General features: G+C 58.5%; 12 protein-coding genes and 1 riboswitch. Of the genes, 6 read left to right on the top strand and 6 right to left on the bottom strand.

Going from position 1 to position 16,601, the window contains the following annotated elements; genetic code table 11:
* Positions 1-9 precede the first annotated feature (9 nt).
* From ACQZ5Y_RS08925 to ACQZ5Y_RS08905, 5 genes are all read right to left on the bottom strand, one after another.
* A complete protein-coding gene (locus ACQZ5Y_RS08925) occupies positions 10-594 on the bottom strand; it encodes an invasion associated locus B family protein (RefSeq protein ID WP_111804205.1) in 585 nt (194 codons plus the stop codon).
* Positions 594-4,562, bottom strand: a complete 3,969-nt coding sequence (locus tag ACQZ5Y_RS08920; protein ID WP_174050451.1) for an autotransporter domain-containing protein — start codon at positions 4,560-4,562, stop codon at positions 594-596. The genes ACQZ5Y_RS08925 and ACQZ5Y_RS08920 overlap by 1 nt, the downstream gene beginning before the upstream one ends.
* A 232-nt stretch (positions 4,563-4,794) precedes the next feature.
* On the bottom strand, positions 4,795-5,319 hold the full coding sequence (locus tag ACQZ5Y_RS08915; RefSeq protein ID WP_013761544.1) for a flavin reductase family protein: 525 nt from the start codon (positions 5,317-5,319) through the stop codon (positions 4,795-4,797).
* Positions 5,319-6,212, bottom strand: a complete 894-nt coding sequence (locus tag ACQZ5Y_RS08910) for an aldo/keto reductase (RefSeq protein ID WP_019564643.1) — start codon at positions 6,210-6,212, stop codon at positions 5,319-5,321. Before ACQZ5Y_RS08910 ends, ACQZ5Y_RS08915 begins: the two co-directional genes overlap by 1 nt.
* Positions 6,212-7,369, bottom strand: coding sequence for an LLM class flavin-dependent oxidoreductase (locus ACQZ5Y_RS08905; RefSeq protein ID WP_174050453.1), 1,158 nt, complete (start codon positions 7,367-7,369; stop codon positions 6,212-6,214). Before ACQZ5Y_RS08905 ends, ACQZ5Y_RS08910 begins: the two co-directional genes overlap by 1 nt.
* Positions 7,370-7,469: 100 nt before the next feature.
* On the opposite strand from ACQZ5Y_RS08905, the gene ACQZ5Y_RS08900 reads away from it, so the two are divergent.
* From ACQZ5Y_RS08900 to ACQZ5Y_RS08875, 6 genes are all read left to right on the top strand, one after another.
* A complete protein-coding gene (locus ACQZ5Y_RS08900) occupies positions 7,470-8,174 on the top strand; it encodes a GntR family transcriptional regulator (RefSeq protein WP_065661628.1) in 705 nt (234 codons plus the stop codon).
* A gap of 332 nt (positions 8,175-8,506) precedes the next feature.
* Complete coding sequence (locus ACQZ5Y_RS08895; protein ID WP_003510819.1) at positions 8,507-9,583, top strand: ABC transporter ATP-binding protein; 1,077 nt, start codon at positions 8,507-8,509, stop codon at positions 9,581-9,583.
* A 54-nt stretch (positions 9,584-9,637) separates the two neighbouring features.
* Positions 9,638-10,873 (top strand): ABC transporter substrate-binding protein, encoded by a 1,236-nt coding sequence (locus tag ACQZ5Y_RS08890; RefSeq protein ID WP_013761547.1) that lies wholly within the window; start codon positions 9,638-9,640, stop codon positions 10,871-10,873.
* A 173-nt stretch (positions 10,874-11,046) separates the two neighbouring features.
* On the top strand, positions 11,047-11,958 hold the full coding sequence (locus ACQZ5Y_RS08885; RefSeq protein ID WP_003510821.1) for a carbohydrate ABC transporter permease: 912 nt from the start codon (positions 11,047-11,049) through the stop codon (positions 11,956-11,958).
* A gap of 4 nt (positions 11,959-11,962) precedes the next feature.
* A complete protein-coding gene (locus tag ACQZ5Y_RS08880) occupies positions 11,963-12,820 on the top strand; it encodes a carbohydrate ABC transporter permease (RefSeq protein WP_003500737.1) in 858 nt (285 codons plus the stop codon).
* A gap of 12 nt (positions 12,821-12,832) precedes the next feature.
* Entirely contained in the window at positions 12,833-14,827 is a 1,995-nt protein-coding gene (locus ACQZ5Y_RS08875; RefSeq protein ID WP_174050456.1) for an alpha-glucosidase, read from the top strand.
* 85 nt (positions 14,828-14,912) lie between these two features.
* Here ACQZ5Y_RS08875 and ACQZ5Y_RS08870 read toward each other — a convergent pair whose 3' ends face one another.
* On the bottom strand, positions 14,913-16,202 hold the full coding sequence (locus ACQZ5Y_RS08870; RefSeq protein WP_174050458.1) for a TadE/TadG family type IV pilus assembly protein: 1,290 nt from the start codon (positions 16,200-16,202) through the stop codon (positions 14,913-14,915).
* A gap of 181 nt (positions 16,203-16,383) precedes the next feature.
* Positions 16,384-16,486, top strand: a riboswitch (TPP riboswitch).
* Positions 16,487-16,601 lie beyond the last annotated feature (115 nt).

Here is a 16,601-nt window from a genome sequence, read left to right as displayed (position 1 = left end):
GGAAATGCTCTAATGCAAGCTTCCGAGGCGCTCCAGTGCCTCGGAAAATCCCTGTCCCTGCAACTGGAACGAAACCGTTCGGCCCTGCAGATCGGGGGCCTCTATCGTCAGGGTTTGTCCGGCCTTCAGCGCAGTTACAAGTTCGACGAACGGCGTGAAGGAAACGATGCAGCCCACGGGCAGACACGTGCTGACCTGAACTTCCTGCAACCGCACATTTCCGGATTTTACCGAAAACAGCTTTGTGACGGCAAGGCCGAAAGGCATGACCATGGTGCCGGAAAGCTTACCCGGCGTCCCGACATCATCCAGCCGGAACTCGACGGAGACGACCAGTTTGCGTGTCTTCTCCTCAAGCTGGACCTGAGCGATGGCGCAGAGCGGTTTTGCCGTCTCCGCAACCGGCTTACTGGCTTCATTATCATCTTTTTTCGCAGGCGCGACGCAAGCAAGCTGCCAACTCCCGTGAACCTCACGCAACGGCGCGTCCGCCTTTTTTTCTGCATCTTGCGCGGGAGCACCGCCTGCCACCAAACCGGCGGACAGGAACACCGTGAGAGCCGTTTTCCAAAGCGTGTTTTGACTGCGCTTCATCAGAAACGAACTCCAAGTTGGGCTGAAGCAGATTGATCCAGCAGACCCGCGCCAAAAACCGCGCCGTAACGGAATGTCAAGGTGGCGGATGGGTTGAGATTGTAGCTAAGCCCCAGATTGATCAATGCCACGTCGCGCGCCATGGCAGTACTTGTCACAGAAAACGCACTGCCACCATCGTAGAACAGTGCGCTCTCCATCATCGGATCGCCATAGGCATGACGCCACCCGATATCGAGCATCGCGCGTCCAAGCATCCCCTCCAACGCAATGTCACGGCTGATGCGCGCCCCGAGCGTCGAATAAAACTCGTCGTGGCTGACGGCACCCGAAGACACGGCGGCGATACCGCCCATCTCCCGGAAAGCATCCGTCCGCGTATTCACGTAAGCGATATTGGCGTAAGGCTCGATATGGGTGAGATCGAAATCGAACCGCCAGGCGGCTTCGGCAAAGACCTGCGTGGTGGAAGCGTCGTAACCGGCGGTGAGGTCATCCTTCAATGTTGAAAAGGAAACTGCCCGGCGCGTTTCGACATCCTGAAAGGCATGGGTTGCACCAAGACGCAGGGATGCAGGGCCAATTGTTTTGCCCGCATAACCCGCCACATAGTAGCTGTCTACGTCAGCGGATGCAGCAGGAGAACCCTGGCTGATCACATCGCGGCCGTAACCGGCCGCCACCCCGGCACGCCAGCCATCAGCCAGATCTCCGTCAACACCAAAGAGGACGCCGCCGCCCTTCATGTCGGCCGATGCGCCGTTTCCATCACCATCGATGCGGCCGCGAGAGCCGAAACCACTGGACCAGAACGTGAGTGAACCCTCGTCAATGTCAAACGGGTTTGATCCGCCTTCAGCATAGGCGACCGGCAGGATCGGGCGCGCATCGACACCTTCGAAAGCACTGCGCAGCCGGTTGAGAATGACATCGCGGGTGAGTTGGCTGCGGTTGATCAAAGCCATGGCAAGCGAGGGATGAACTTCCCCGGCAAGCTGCGCGAAGGCGGATTGGGTTTCGCCCTGCTGCAGAAACACGGCCGCCTCGTAGAGCGGCGAGCTTTCCCCAAGCGCCTCTATGGCGTTGGCGGCCCCGCGCGCATTGGCCGTCGAAGTTTCAGCGGCCAGAAAGCCGGCATCCGGTGATGCCCGGGCGAAGGAAAGATAGGTGCTGCCGTCGTCGGCACTCCGGGCTACCCTTGCGGTCAGATAGGCGAAATTTTCGCCGACACTTGAAAACGTACCGGTAATTCCACCCGTTGCCGTCAGGATCGTGTAGCGGGTGCTGAGGCTATAGGCAGTTTGGTTCGCCAGCGACGTAACGACAAGACTGACATCGTTGTCGATGGTGATAGTTCCGGTCACGGCAAGCCTATCGGAATTGCCGGCGGCGTCGATTTCAACCTCATAGCGAGAGCCACTAGCAAATGTTGCGCTGCCCGTGGAAGCCAGCGTGCCGATCGAATTGCCGGGCGCGAGCGTGCCACCCGAGCCGACGGTCAGGCCGCCGATGGTGCCGGAGCCGCCGAGTGTGGCACCGGGACCGACCGAAACAGCGCTTGCAACCGAACCATTGACGCTGAGCTTTCCAGAGGAAACCGCAGTGGTGCCCGTATAGGTACTATTTCCGGTCAAGACCAGATTACCATCGCCGGTCTTTTCAAAGGTGCCAGTACCGCTGATGGCATTGGAAAGCGTGCCGGCACCATCGACAACGAGTTGCGCATCATTGGCGATGCCGCCCGAGCCGAAACTTTTTGAGGTGCCTTTCAGCGTGCCGGAAGAAATCGTGGTGCCGCCGGAATAGCTGTTATTGCCGCCAAGCGTTGTGACGCCAGCTTCGGCAACGACTTTGCCCGCACCTGAAATATCGGCTGAGAGTATATAGCCGGTCTCGGAATGGTTGAAGACGATGCTGCCGTTGCCTGCACCGAAAGCAATCGTGCGCGCTTCCAACGCACCGGCTGAGCGGGCGGTCTGGCCCACGGCAGCTCCGATGTTGAGCACCCCTGTGGAACCCGCCGATGCGGCAATGAGAATAGTGGGCGCAGCCAGCGAGGCTCCGCCGGTTATCTCCACGGAACCGTTTCCGGCATCGCCGACGACCATGAGATTGCCAACCGCAACGCGCGATCCCACACCGCTGACCAGAACATTTCCATTCGATCCCGCCGCACTGCCCGCACAGAGATCATAGGCATCAAGCGATCCGCCATTCGTAACGGTCAAGCTTCCGGAACCTTCAAAACCCACATCGACGGAGCCGGAGTTCACAACGCCGTTGTCGATATAAGCGGTGACGTTCGAACCCGCTCCTGTGATCGTCATCGTGCCGGAGGAACCGGCAAGATCACCGAGCATCACCTTGGCAGCTTTGATACCGCCGCCAGCGCTGACCGACACATTTCCTGTAGCCCCGCCTCCGTATCCGACAAAAAACGTTCCGGTCATCGCCCAGCTCGATCCGTTGCCCGCCACCGTTACGGTGGAAGTGGAACCGCCATGGGCCGCAACATAGCCGTCGCGGCTTTCCACCGTGCCACCGGCCTCGACGGTCATGGAACCGTTGCCGTCAAGGCCGACATTGAGATCGGCGCGGCTTTGCAATTTGCTGCCGGCGCCGGATACCCGGGCGGAACCAATACCGCCGGCATTTGTTCCGATGATGATATTCGCTGCATCGACAAGGCCGCCGCCCGTGACCTCCAGCGAACCCGTGCCATTCACCCCCACCTCGAGATCGCCACGGTTGACTGTCCAGACCGAGCCCTGCCCATCCACGGCGGCAGCGCCCGTCGCACCCGCCACAACACCAAGCCGCGCCGTCGTACTATCAACGGAGCCACCCGCCATAACGTTGAGCTTACCATTGCCGGCGGCACCGCCCGGATCGGCGACATCGCCGCCGACCTGCAGGTCGCCGGTCCTCCAGTTGGAGCCGTCGCCGGTGACAGTCGCCTCACTTGCCGAATGGCGGCCGACAATGGCCTCGCCACTGGTTACGGTCCCTGCGGCCTCTACGAGAAGCGTTGCAGCTCCCGAATTGCCAACGACGAGCGATCCGCCGCTTTGCAGCGCGGAGCCCAGACGGCTTACCGTCACAGAACTTCCGTCCGCAGAAGCCAGATTGGCAATCACCGTCGTTGTCTGACTGATGACCGTGCCGCCACCGGTTACGGTGAGCTTACCAACGCCTGCTTCGCCAACGACCATATCCCCGGACATGGTCCAGTGGCTGTCTTCACCGGAAACCAGCGCGGTTCCCGTCGTGCCGAGGTCTTCGGCCAGAACGCCTCTCGCGCTGTAAAGCTCGCTGGCGCCGAGCACATCCAGATTTCCACCGCCGCCAGCTCCGGAAGACGACCCGCTCACAAAAACGGTGTCGGAAGTCGTGAGAGTGGAAGAGTTATCGAGCTTGAGGGAGCCATTTCCAGTCCCGCTTCCGCCAATTAGGACGTTCTTCGACGATGCCGTCGTGCCGTGCAAAAGGGAAAGGTTACCCACGCCGCTGCCACCGATGGAGACATCACCGTCATTCTGCCATTTCGCACCGATGAAACTTGCCGTGCCGGACGCGCCACTGACGGCGCCGAGAAAAACTGAATCTGTCTGCAAGCCGCCCTGCACTACCAGCGTGCCGGCCCCTGGCGCGGTGCCTATCAACAATTCACGGGCTTTGGCGCTTGTCCCTATCGTAATGACCGGGCCGTAGGTATCGATCACCACATCATCGCTGGCACCAGGCACGCGGCGCGACGGACCCCAGTCCGCGTCGGTAAACCAGTCACCCCCATCGGACCCCGTCCAGAGCAACGTTTCGGCGATAGCCTCCGATGTAGCGGCAAGCGAAAATATAAAGAAAAAAAGACCCGCCGTCCCGCAGACGAAAAGCCTGCTTGGCGTCAAGGCACGCATTTCCGCTGTCGGACAGGTTTCCCCTTCCGAAACATGGCAGAAACAAGCGGACATTCAGTCTCCCTAACCCGCGCGACGTGCGGTCTTCCTTTGATCGAGCGAATCATTTTTTGAATCAGATCAACTACGCCAGTTTGAAAGATGATTTCCAATATGAACAGCGCAAAGCGTGGTTTTTACTGACAGACGAAACAAAAACGGAGCACGACAGGCGTGCTCCGTTAAATAAGCAACAGATGGCTGGAGTAAATCTCTACCGAGATCGAACGGGAAAATCCCGTTCTGCCTACTGCTTTGAAAACCGGCCGAAGGCTCCGCCTGAAAAGCACAGGGGATCGCCATCGCGGTGGGCGGCACGCAGCACTTCGCCGACGATGATGGTGTGATCGCCCGCATCGTGGGCTGCCGCCTGCCGGCATTCGAAACGGGCGAGCGTGCCCGGAATGACCGGAACGCCCTCGTCGTTGATTTCCCAGTCAAGATCGTCAAATGCGCGGCCGTTGCGGGTGAAGCGGGCGCTCAGCACGTCCTGATCTGCGCTCAGCACATGGATGGCGAAATGCGTTGCGCCGCTGAAGGCCGGATAGCGCGATGAATTTTTGGCAGGCGACCACAGCACCAGCGGCGGATCGAGCGATACCGACGCGAAGCTGTTGACCGTCATACCGATCGGCCCTTCGGGCGTCGTTGCCGTCACCACCGTTACGCCGGTGGTGAAAGCGCCGAGCGCATTGCGAAAGCTGCGGCTGTTTTCGCCGCCGGGAACAAATACATGCTCATTGGGCATTTTGATCGCTTCTGCGACTGTCATCACGGCACCTCGCTTCCAATTGCAAGTGTGTAAAGCTCAAACCAGGTCTGGCGGTCGATGGTGACGCGCAGGGCATCGGCCGCCGTTTTTATGCGCTGAATATTGTTGGTGCCGAGCACGGGCACGATCTTTGCCGGATGCCGCAGCAGCCAGGCGATGGCAACGGCAGTGGCATCGACGCCCTGCTCGTTGCCGATGCGCTGCAGGGCAGCCATGGTTCCACCATGCGCACCGGAAAACAGCGAACCGCCGCCAAGCGGCGACCACGCCATCGGTGAAACGCGCTTTTCCTGCAGGAAGGCCAGATCGCCATTGGTGAAGCTATCGGTAGCAAGCAAGCTCATTTCGATCTGGTTCGTAACCAGCCTATTGCTCATAGCCGATTGGAGCAGGGAGAAATCCCAAGGGCGGAAATTGGAAACGCCCACGGCCTTGACCTTGCCGGACGCTACCAGTGCATCGAGCGCCTTGCCGGTTTCTTCGGGATCGATCAGCGGATCGGGCCGGTGGATCAGCAAGAGATCGACATGATCTGTGCCCATGTCACGCAAGGAGGCCTCGACTGAAGCGTTGATATGGCCAGCCGTGGTATCGTAATGCTTGACGCGGGCGGCTGAGTGACGCCCGGCTGGCGCCACGATGCCGCATTTCGTCACGATCTCGATCTTGTCGCGAAGGGATGGAGCTGCCTTGAGGCCGGCACCCAGAATGGCTTCCGCCGTGTATCCACCATATATATCAGCCTGATCCATGGTGGTGATGCCCTGCGCCAGGCAGGCTTCGATCTTTGCCTGTACATGGGAAGGCGAAGTATCAGCATCGTCGCCGATGCGCCACATGCCGTAAACGATGCGGCTAAGTTCCAGGTTTTCAGAAAGAGCGATACGTTCCATCAGTGGCGTTCCCCGTTGCCCAGCGGCGTAGCAGGTGTTTCAGAAGGCACCCGGCCGTATGCATGCGGCAGGGAGCAGGTTTTCATTTGCGGCAGGACCTTGGTTCCGAAGTGTTCAGCCTCGTCGAGATGCGGATAACCCGAGAGGATGAAGGCGCGAATACCCATTTTCTGGTATTCCTCCAGCGCCGAAAGGACCTTATCGGTGGAGCCGACGAGCGCTGCACCACAGCCGGAGCGCGCCCGGCCGATGCCGGTCCACAGGTTGGGTTCGACATAACCGAACTGGTCGGCCAGTTCCCGGGCCCGCGCCTGATGCGATACACCGAGTGAGCCGCTGTCGTGGGCGCGGTTGCGGATCAGCTGGCCATACTCGTCATCGAGCTTCGAAACCAGATGCTCGGCATATTCGCGCGCTTCCTGTTCGGTATCGCGCACGACCATGTGGACTCGCAGGCCGTAATCCAGCGTGCGGCCATGGGCTGCGGCACGCTCATGGGCAGCACGCATGCGGTCTGCGAGCTGGTCTTTCGTTTCGGGCCACATCAGATACACGTCGCATTGCGCGCCGCACAGCTCCAGCGCATCCGGCGAATAACCGCCGAAATAGAGCAGCGGACCGCCATTCTGCTGGTACGGACGTGCAGGCTCGGTGGAGATACCCTTGAACTGGTAGATATCGCCGTCATGGTCAATCGTGTCACGGGTCCAGGCCTGGCGCAAAATCTGCACGACTTCATGGCTGCGTTTGTAGCGAAACGCGCTGTCAGCCACCTCGCCGGGAAAATCGGAGCTGATGACGTTGAGCGTCAGGCGGCCCTTCAGCATGTGATCGAGCGTCGCCACCGTACGCGCCAGCATGATCGGCTGCATTTCGCCGCAACGGATTGCAGCAAGGAAATTGATGCGGTCGCTGATCGGAGCGCAACCCGCCACGAAGCTCAACGTGTCCTGGCCGACCTGATAGGAAGAGGGGCAGAGAATGTTGCGAAAACCGAGTTCCTCGGCCTTTTTGACGATATCCGAGCAATGTTCGAAGCTGGAGCGCAGGCTGCCATCCGGCACGCCCAGATAGGCGTAATCATCGGAACAAAGGGCAGAAAACCAGGAGACCTCGGCAGCATCGAGATCAGCGGATGTAACGGGTACGACGGTCATGCAATTCCTCCTCAAGGCCGCTCTCGTTTTTCTTGCATAACATCAAGAAATATGTAAATCAATGATGTATCAATTTTTGTTTTGCGGAGGGGATAGCATCATGAAACACACGGGCGGCAGCCTGCCTATGTATTTGCAGATCGCCGAAATGCTGGTGCGCGAAGTTGCTGCGGGCCGTCTGACAGATGGTGAAAAGCTTGCTCCCGAAAGGGATATGGCAGCCGATCTCGGCATTGCTGTCGGCACGCTTCGCAAGGCGCTTGCGGAGTTGCAGGAGCGTGGACTGCTGGAGCGTGTGCAGGGTTCCGGCAATTATATCCGCGCGGTCAGCGATCCCCAGAGCGTTTATGCCTTCTTCCGGCTGGAGATGATCGAAGGCGGTGGCCTGCCAACGGCGGAGGTGCTGGATGTTGCCCGCCTTGCCAAGCCATCCACCCTACCCGCCTTTGGCACATCGCCGGAAGGCCACCGCATCCGCCGCCTGAGGCGTATCGCGGGGAAACCGGCGGCAATCGAGGAGATCTGGCTAGACGGTTCCTATGTCGACACTATTACCATCGAGAACCTGTCGGAATCGCTCTATCTCTATTATCGCACCCGCCTCAATCTCTGGATATCGAAGGCAGAAGACCGCATCGACCTCGGGGAAGTGCCAGAATGGGCGCCTGCACAATTCGGCCAGAAATCCGGCGCGTCGGTGCCCCGTGTCCTTCGCCTGAGCCAGGGGCAGGACGGAGCCGTGGCTGAAGTCTCATGGACATGGTTCGACCACACCGTCGCACGGTATGTTTCACGCATACGTTGAAAACGCACGAAATTCGCGTGATCCACATGGACAGAGAAAATTGACCACAGGCAAGGAAGCCGCGACCTGCCACGCAGGGGTTTTCGTTGAAATATTTCTACAAATCAAAGCTTTGCCGGTTTTTGATTTCTGTCAGAAATAAAATTGATACACTATTGATTTCCTTTTGACGAAAGGTAATATCACGGGCCTAGGGAGACAGGCGTTTGGCCGTCCCACGATATCGCCGGACGATCGGGATGATTTTTTCGAAAAGCGATGCGTGGATTTGAAGGTTGATGCCGGGTTTGCGTTCATCCGATTTTGGACGCCCCGGACGTGAGGAGGAAAAGATGGCTTCAGTCAGCCTGCGCAAGCTGGACAAGAGTTACGGTGCCCTGCGCATCGTCAAGGGTATCGACCTTGAAATCAACGATGGTGAATTCGTGGTTTTCGTCGGCCCCTCCGGCTGCGGAAAATCCACGACGTTGCGCATGGTCGCCGGGCTGGAAAGCATCAGCGGCGGTGAGGTGATGATCGGCGACCGCGTTGTCAACAAACTGCCGCCGCGCGAGCGTGACATCGCCATGGTGTTTCAGGACTACGCGCTTTACCCGCACAAGACGGTGCGTGAAAACATGGGTTTCAGCCTGAAGGTACGTGGTGTCAGCGCCTCGCAGGCCAATGCCAGCATTGATGAGGCAGCGAATATGCTGGGCATCAGCCATCTGCTGGACCGTCGTCCGGGCCAGCTTTCCGGCGGCCAGCGCCAGCGCGTGGCCATGGGTCGCGCCATCGTGCGCCGCCCGCAGGTGTTCCTGTTCGACGAGCCGCTTTCCAACCTCGACGCAAAACTGCGCGGACAGGTTCGCACGGAAATCAAGCGCCTGCACCAGCAGCTCGGCACCACCATCATCTACGTGACGCATGATCAGGTGGAGGCGATGACGCTGGCTGACCGCATCGTCATTCTGCGCGGCGGCGATATCGAGCAGGTGGGCACGCCGGACGAGGTCTATAACCGTCCGGAAAGCGTGTTCGTCGGCGGTTTCGTCGGTGCGCCTGCCATGAATTTCGCCCGCGCCAGAGTGACCGGCGACAGGCTGACATTTACGGACGGTAACTCTCTTCCACTGGCAGCAATCAGACCGTCCCGTGAAACGGCGCTCGATGGACGGGAGGTCATCGTCGGCATTCGCCCTGAACATTTCGGTCCTGCCGGGGGATTTGACACACAGCTCTCCGTCAAGGTGCAGGTGGTGGAGCCTTTGGGGTCGGATACGCTGGTGCATTTCACCCTCGGTGATGCGGCGCTGACAGCGAGAATGCCGCCAGAGATGAAACCGGCTCCGAATGAGGAACTGAAGATCGGCCTCGACCCATCGAAGGTGCACCTGTTCGACGTGACGACGGAACGCTCCATTCAGTGACAGGATCGGGCCGCCACCGGCCCGGCTTCAAGATTTCAATAACGGGAGGAAAACATGAAATTCAAAGCCCTTACGGGAGCGGCGCTCTGCGCAACGATGCTCAGCTTTTCGGGACAGGCCTTTGCCGACGCCGAACTCAAAATCTTCGTTTCCAGCCAGCATCAACCCGACGTGTGGCGCAAGGCGCTCGATCAATATGAGGCGAAGACGCCGGGCGTGAAAGTCGTGATCGAGACCGGCGGCAACACCTCCGAAATGCAGGCGCAATATCTCAACACCGTCATGTCTGCCAAGGATTCGAGCCTCGACGTGCTGATGCTCGATGTCATCCGTCCCGCACAGTTCGCAACCGCTGGCTGGACCAGCGATTTCTCCGGCAAGGACTTGTCCGCCTACCTGCCGACCTATGCAGAAGCAAACACCGTGAACGGCAAGATTGTGGCGCTGCCGGCATTCGCCGATTCCATGTTCCTCTACTATCGCAAGGACTTGCTGGACAAATACGGCATCCAGCCGCCGACCACCTGGGATGAGCTGAAGGAAGCCTCAAAAAAGGTGATGGAGGGCGAAAAGAACCCCGAACTTCAGGGCCTCTCCTTCCAGGGTAAGGCCATCGAAGGTGCGGTATGCACGTTCCTGCTCCCCTACTGGAGCGAAGGCAAGTCGCTGGTTCAAAACGGCAAGCTGAATTTCGACAATCAGGCGGCCGTGGATTCGCTGAAGCTCTGGAAGAGCTTCGTCGACGAAGGCATTTCCAAGAAGAACATTTCCGAAGTGGCGACCGACGACACGCGCAAGGAATTCCAGGCGGGCAAGGTTCTCTTCGCCGTCAACTGGTCCTACGCCTGGACCCATTTTCAGGGCAAGGAATCCCAAGTGAACGACAAGGTTGGCGTCGCCCGGTTGCCGGCCGTCAAGGGCGGAGAGCAGACGACGTGCCTCGGCGGCTGGGAATTCGGCGTTTCCGCCTATTCCAAGCAGCAGGACGAAGCCAAGAAACTGGTGGAATATCTGTCCAGCCAGGATGTTTCGAAGTTCATGGCCATCAATGCCGCGCTGCTGCCCACCTATGCCTCGCTCTACAAGGATGCTGATGTGACCAAGTCCATCCCTTGGTTTGCGGATGCTCTTCCGGTTGTTGAAACGGCAAAGGCCCGTCCGGTCACACCGCGTTACAACGAGGTCAGCGAAACGATCCGCACCACCGTCAATGGCGTGCTTGCGGGCGTGATGTCGCCGGAAGACGGCGCAAAGCAGATGGAAAGCCGTCTGCGCCGCGTATTGCGCTAAGCCCTGTGGCCGGGGCGGCATACAGGACATGCCGTTACCGGCCTGTTTGGCCGAACCAGTGAAAATCGCCTGAACGGCGCGATAAACGGGCCGGGACTTAACCGGTCTGATCGGGAGACGATGACGTGAATTCAGTTGCGGGAGTGGCAGACGTGACGATGCCGGAGAGAACAATGGTCAGGGTGGACGAGAAACCGCAGCCGCGCTGGACGCGGTGGCTCGATCTCGGTGACCGGTCGCTTGCCGTGCTTTTGCTGGCGCCTGCAGCCATTCTTCTTTCGCTTATCATCGTCTATCCGGTGGCGCGTCTCGTCTACACCTCGTTTTTCAGCCTTTCGCTGACATCGGGCCTGCCGGCGGAATTCATCGGCTTTGAAAACTACACGGCGATGCTCGATGACCCGATTTTCTGGGAAACGACCTGGAATACGGTGCTGATAACGCTGATAACGGTGCCTGGAGCGCTGTTCATGGGCCTGGGCCTTGCGCTCCTCGCCAACCTGCCGTTTTCGATGCAATGGCCGATGCGCCTGTCACTGCTCATCCCTTGGGCGCTGCCACTGTCGTTCGCCGGCCTCATCTTCGCGTGGTTTTTCCACTACGAATACGGCGTGGTCAACGATGTGCTGAACCGGCTGGGCTTTGAAGGCATCATCTGGTTCAACTCGCCGAACTGGGCCTTTGCGGCCATCTGCCTGACCATCATCTGGAAGACCTCCTCCTTCATGGCACTGATGATCCTTGCAGGGCTGCAAACCATTCCGCGCTCGCTTTATGAAGCCGCCGATGTGGATGGCGCCGGCAAGCTCAGGCAATTCTTCGAGATCACGCTACCGCTCCTAAAGCCCTCGATCGTCGTTGCTCTCATCTTCCGTACGATTACGGCGCTGCAGACTTTTGATATACCATACATGATGACCGGCGGCGGCCCCGGCACATCAACCACGACGCTCGCCATGTACATTCACCAGAACACTGTTTCCTTCCTCGATCTCGGTTACGGTTCGGCACTGGCGGTCATGATGTTTGCGCTCTCCATGTGCGTCACCGCCGTTTATCTCCGCATTATCAGGACGAAGGACTGATCCCATGAGCACCGTTGCGACCTCCTCCGGTCTGTCCTCCTTCTTCTCCGGCAAGCCGCTGCGCTTCATTGCGGCCTCCATATTGCTGGTCAACGGCCTGTTTCCGGCGATATGGATCCTGTTCACCTCGCTGAAAACCGAAGCGGAACTGACGGTGAAACCGATCACATGGTTTCCGCATGCGCCGACGCTCGCCAATTACATGCAGGCCTTTTCCGACCAGCCGTTGCACCTCTTCCTGTTCAACAGCTTCATGGTCGCGCTGCTTTCCACGGCACTCACAATTCTTATTTCGGTGCTGGCAGCCTATGCGCTGGCGCGGCTCGATCTCAAGTACCGGGCGCTGATCCTCTCGCTCATCATCGCCGTTTCCACATTCCCGCTGGTAACGCTGCTGGTGCCTCTGTTCGAGATCATGCGTGCGCTCAACCTGCTCAATAGCTGGACCGCTCTTATACTGCCTTACACCGTGCTCTCACTGCCGGTCTGCACGCTGATGCTGGTGTCCTTCTTCGAAAGCATCCCGCGCGATCTGGAAAACGCCGCCATGATTGATGGCTGCACCCGCATCGGCGCGCTGTTCAAGGTTGTCGTGCCGCTATGCGCGCCAGGCGTCTTCACCGCCGGTATTCTCGCTTTCGTGAACGCCTGGGACGAATTCCTGCTGGCGCTTTCCTTCAATTCCAATCCGGCACTGCGCACGCTGCCGGTCGGCATCCAGCTTTACCAGGGCGAGTTCGCTTTCCCCTGGCCCGTCATCTCGGCGGCGCTGGTGGTCGGCATCGTCCCGGTTGCGATCCTGATCGTCATCTTTCAGGAACGCGTCGTCTCCGGTCTCACCGCCGGCGGTCTTAAGGGTTAAACAGGTATAGTCATGCAATTCGAAAAGACCAAAGACGGCTTCACGCTTGCGATTGGCAGCCACACCATTCTTTCTCATTCGCCTGAGAACCCGGCTTTCTTTGCTGGTTTCGGCAAGGAGCGGATGGATATGTATCGCGGCAATTTCGATATCGAGGACTATGTCATCGAACGAACTGCGCTCCGCCACGCCGAAGTCAGTGGCGACAGCGTTACGCTGTCTTCCGCACCCGGGCAGGCCGCGCGCCTTCATCTGGCGCTGGATGGAAATGCCATCAGGGTCACGGCGCTGGATGAAACCATCAATCGGCTGTGGCTGCGGATCATCGCAGATGAGGACGAACATGTCTGGGGCGGTGGCGAACAGATGTCCTATTTCGACATGCGCGGCCGCCGCTTTCCGCTCTGGACCTCCGAACCCGGTGTCGGCCGCGACAAGACCGCTGAAATCACCTTCAAGGCTGACGTCAGCGGCAAGGCGGGTGGCGATTATTACAACACCAATTACCCGCAGCCGACCTATCTGTCGTCGCGCAAATATGCGCTGCATGTGGAAACCAGCGCCTATTCGGTCTTCGATTTCCGCAACGAAGATTTCCACGAAGTCGAGATCTGGGCGATCCCCGAAAGAATTGAGTTTTTCACCGGCGATCGTTTCACCGATATCGTTTCTGCCCTCTCGCTGCGGTTCGGACGCCAGCCGGAACTACCGGGGTGGGTCTATAGCGGCGCGATCATCGGGTTAAAGGATGGCGCCAACTCCTTTGCCCGGCTGGAAAAAATCCGCGCTGCCGGAACCAAGGTCTCCGGCCTGTGGTGCGAGGACTGGGTGGGGCTTCGCCAGACATCCTTCGGCGCCCGGCTATTCTGGGACTGGCAGGCCAATGAGGCGCGTTATCCGCATCTGCGTCAGAAGATCGCCGAGCTTGCCGATCAGGGCATTCGTTTTCTGGGATACGTGAACCCCTATCTCTGCGTCGACGGCCCGCTTTTTCCGGAGGCGGAGGCGGCCGGTTATTTCGCCACCGGCGCGGACGGCAAGACGGCGCTCGTGGATTTCGGCGAGTTCGATTGTGGCGTGGTCGATTTCACCAATCCGGCCGCAGCCGAGTGGTTTTCCGAAGAGATCATCGGCAAGAACATGCTTGATTTCGGCCTTTCCGGCTGGATGGCCGATTTCGGCGAATATCTGCCGATCGACATCACGCTATCGAACGGCATCGACGCCAAGCTGATGCACAATGCCTGGCCGACGCTCTGGGCAGAGGTCAACGCCAAGGCCGTTGAAAGCCGCGGCAAAACCGGCGAAGCGCTGTTCTTCATGCGCGCGGGCTTTACCGGTGTGCAAGCCCACTGCCCGCTGCTGTGGGGCGGTGACCAGTCCGTCGATTTCTCCCGCCATGACGGTCTCGTCACCGTCATATGCGGTGCGCTGTCCTCCGGTCTTCTCGGCAATGCCTATCACCATTCCGATATTGGCGGTTATACCAGCCTGTTCGGCAATGTCAGAACCCCGGAACTCATCATGCGCTGGGCGGAGATGGCAGCCTTTACTCCTGTCATGCGCACCCATGAGGGCAATCGCCCGCGCGACAATCTCCAGATCGATCAGGACGAGACCGTTCTTGGCCATTTTGCCCGCATGACGGCAATCTATGTCGCACTCGCCCCCTATCTCAAATCGCTTTCCACTGAAGCGGCCAAAACCGGCCTGCCGGTACAGCGCCCGCTTTTCCTGCATCACGAGAACGACCGGCAGACCTATGCCATTCAGGACAGCTATCTCTACGGGGCCGACATGCTGGTCGCACCCGTGTGGAAGGCGGGGGAGACGCAGCGCACGCTTTACCTTCCGGGTGATGGGGAATGGGTGCATCTTTGGAGTGGCGCGCGGTATTTTGGCGGGCACGAGATCACCGTGGAGGCTCCGATAGGCCAGCCGGCTGTGTTCTACCGCGCTGAAACGCCCTTTACTGCGTTATTTGAACAGCTTCGCAATATCGCTTGAAGCATCACCTTCCGGCCATTTCCAAAAAACGCCGCAAATATTGCGGCGTTCAACCGATGCTCTAACAGGCCCCGCTAAACGGCCATCAGCCCGTCAGGCGTGGTGATGTAATGGCTTTCTTGAACAGCACCGTCATCGCATCACTGATGCCCTGGGACGGGCTGACTTCGAAATACAGGCCCGGGGAAGCACAGCTCTGCATGCGTGAGCCGATTTCCGCCTGAAAGGGCTTGATCCAGCTATTATACCAATCATTCGTCGGCAGCGGCAGATAGGTGGTATAAAGCACCGCGATACGAAAACCCTTTTCCTTCAATTTCGTACAGTCTTTGATGTCGATCGGCTCCTGACAGCGGCCTCCCGTCAGTTTTTTCGTACAGGAGGACGGCTTGTAACTGTCGCCCACCCCGTCTGAAACAAAGAAAATAACCTTATCCGGGTTCGCCGAGCTTGCGCCCGTGCCCGAACTGCCGACCTTATCTCCAATCTGGATCAGTGCCCGGTCGAAATCTGTTTGCTGGTCGTTGTTGTATCCCTGATAGGGGATCGACATCAGGTTGATTTCACCAGCTTTTTTCTTTGCTGCGTCCAGATCCGATGTTAGCGAAACGACCTCAAGCAGCTTGGTATCTTCCGCCCGTTCCCCAAAGGTATAGACGGCCATGCGATATTGATTGCTGCTTTTGCGCGTGGACTTTGCCGTGTCCATCAGGCTGGCGGTTGCCTTGGCAACCACGTCGATACGCGTCGTAACCCCGAGTTTCTTGGCCTTGAAGTAATAGCTGTTCGGGTCTGCCACGCCGTCCTTCACGATGTGGCAGGCAAAAGCGCATTTATCGCCAGTATTCGCAACCAGGGTGGCAACATCCGTGGGTGTCGCGCCCACTCCCATGGAGGGCGTATTATCAAGCAGAAGATAGAAATCGCTGAAGGTTTCCGTTTCGTATTTGGCCGTGGCCGTGCCGGCAACCGAAACGAAATCCTTCCCCAGAAGCCCTGAGAGGGTCGTGCTGACCGACGCCTTGAAGCTGACGGACGACTCGACCACATTGCCGTGCTTGATCACCGAAACATCGACCGAGGTAATGGTGTAGTCCGCGTCGCCGCGCTGATTGCCATCGAAGAATGCCCGGGCTTCTTCATTGCCGACGGGAATGACACCGTCCCCCGACATCTTCTTTGCCGCCTGAACACTTGCGGACATATCGGCGACTGCCGCCAGAGCCGCGGAATCCGCTGCCTGCTGCAGATCGGCTTTGACCGACATGCCGCGCGTAATATCGAGCGTCACACCGGCAGCCCCGCACAGAGGCACCATGAGCAGCGCGGTCAGAATGCCAAAATTTCCAGATTTCTCTCGCCAGAAGTTTTTCAAGTTCGCCCCCAACCAATCTGGGAGATAAAGCTAATACAGCGGAATTGAAAAGCGGTTTCAATAAATAACTAATTTTTGATAAACTTAATATAATCAACAACTAATATGTTCGCGGCAAATTCGCCAATATTCTCGTTAACTTTCAACGTTGACATTACTTCAAAACCCTCCTAGCAAAACAGTCTCTTCCGAGGGGAGCACCTGACGGTGCTGAGATGGCGATGAGCCGGACCCTTGAACCTGATCCGGGTCATGCCGGCGTAGGAACGGAAACTGTAGCGCGTTTGCGTTACTGCCCTTTCTCTTCTCCGCTTTGCCCGGATCTCCGTGATCGCCACAGCTGGAGACCGAACGATGATGATGAAACATCCTTCCCTTCGTATACGGTACGGCTGCGTC

It is taken from the genome of Agrobacterium sp. A3-95 (assembly GCF_053521785.1).
The sequence above is the reverse complement of the archived record's forward strand: the minus strand, read 5'-3'. Positions and strand labels throughout refer to the sequence as shown.

Excerpts from the sequence above, each read along its gene's own strand:
- ACQZ5Y_RS08920 (WP_174050451.1), bottom strand. The coding sequence starts at position 4,562 with ATGTCCGCTTGTTTCTGCCATGTTTCGGAAGGGGAAACCTGTCCGACA.
- ACQZ5Y_RS08875 (WP_174050456.1), top strand. The coding sequence starts at position 12,833 with ATGCAATTCGAAAAGACCAAAGACGGCTTCACGCTTGCGATTGGCAGC.
- ACQZ5Y_RS08910 (WP_019564643.1), bottom strand. The coding sequence starts at position 6,212 with ATGGAACGTATCGCTCTTTCTGAAAACCTGGAACTTAGCCGCATCGTT.
- ACQZ5Y_RS08885 (WP_003510821.1), top strand. The coding sequence starts at position 11,047 with ATGGTCAGGGTGGACGAGAAACCGCAGCCGCGCTGGACGCGGTGGCTC.
- ACQZ5Y_RS08905 (WP_174050453.1), bottom strand. The coding sequence starts at position 7,369 with ATGACCGTCGTACCCGTTACATCCGCTGATCTCGATGCTGCCGAGGTC.
- ACQZ5Y_RS08915 (WP_013761544.1), bottom strand. The coding sequence starts at position 5,319 with ATGACAGTCGCAGAAGCGATCAAAATGCCCAATGAGCATGTATTTGTT.
- ACQZ5Y_RS08880 (WP_003500737.1), top strand. The coding sequence starts at position 11,963 with ATGAGCACCGTTGCGACCTCCTCCGGTCTGTCCTCCTTCTTCTCCGGC.
- ACQZ5Y_RS08895 (WP_003510819.1), top strand. The coding sequence starts at position 8,507 with ATGGCTTCAGTCAGCCTGCGCAAGCTGGACAAGAGTTACGGTGCCCTG.
- ACQZ5Y_RS08900 (WP_065661628.1), top strand. The coding sequence starts at position 7,470 with ATGAAACACACGGGCGGCAGCCTGCCTATGTATTTGCAGATCGCCGAA.
- ACQZ5Y_RS08925 (WP_111804205.1), bottom strand. The coding sequence starts at position 594 with ATGAAGCGCAGTCAAAACACGCTTTGGAAAACGGCTCTCACGGTGTTC.
- ACQZ5Y_RS08890 (WP_013761547.1), top strand. The coding sequence starts at position 9,638 with ATGAAATTCAAAGCCCTTACGGGAGCGGCGCTCTGCGCAACGATGCTC.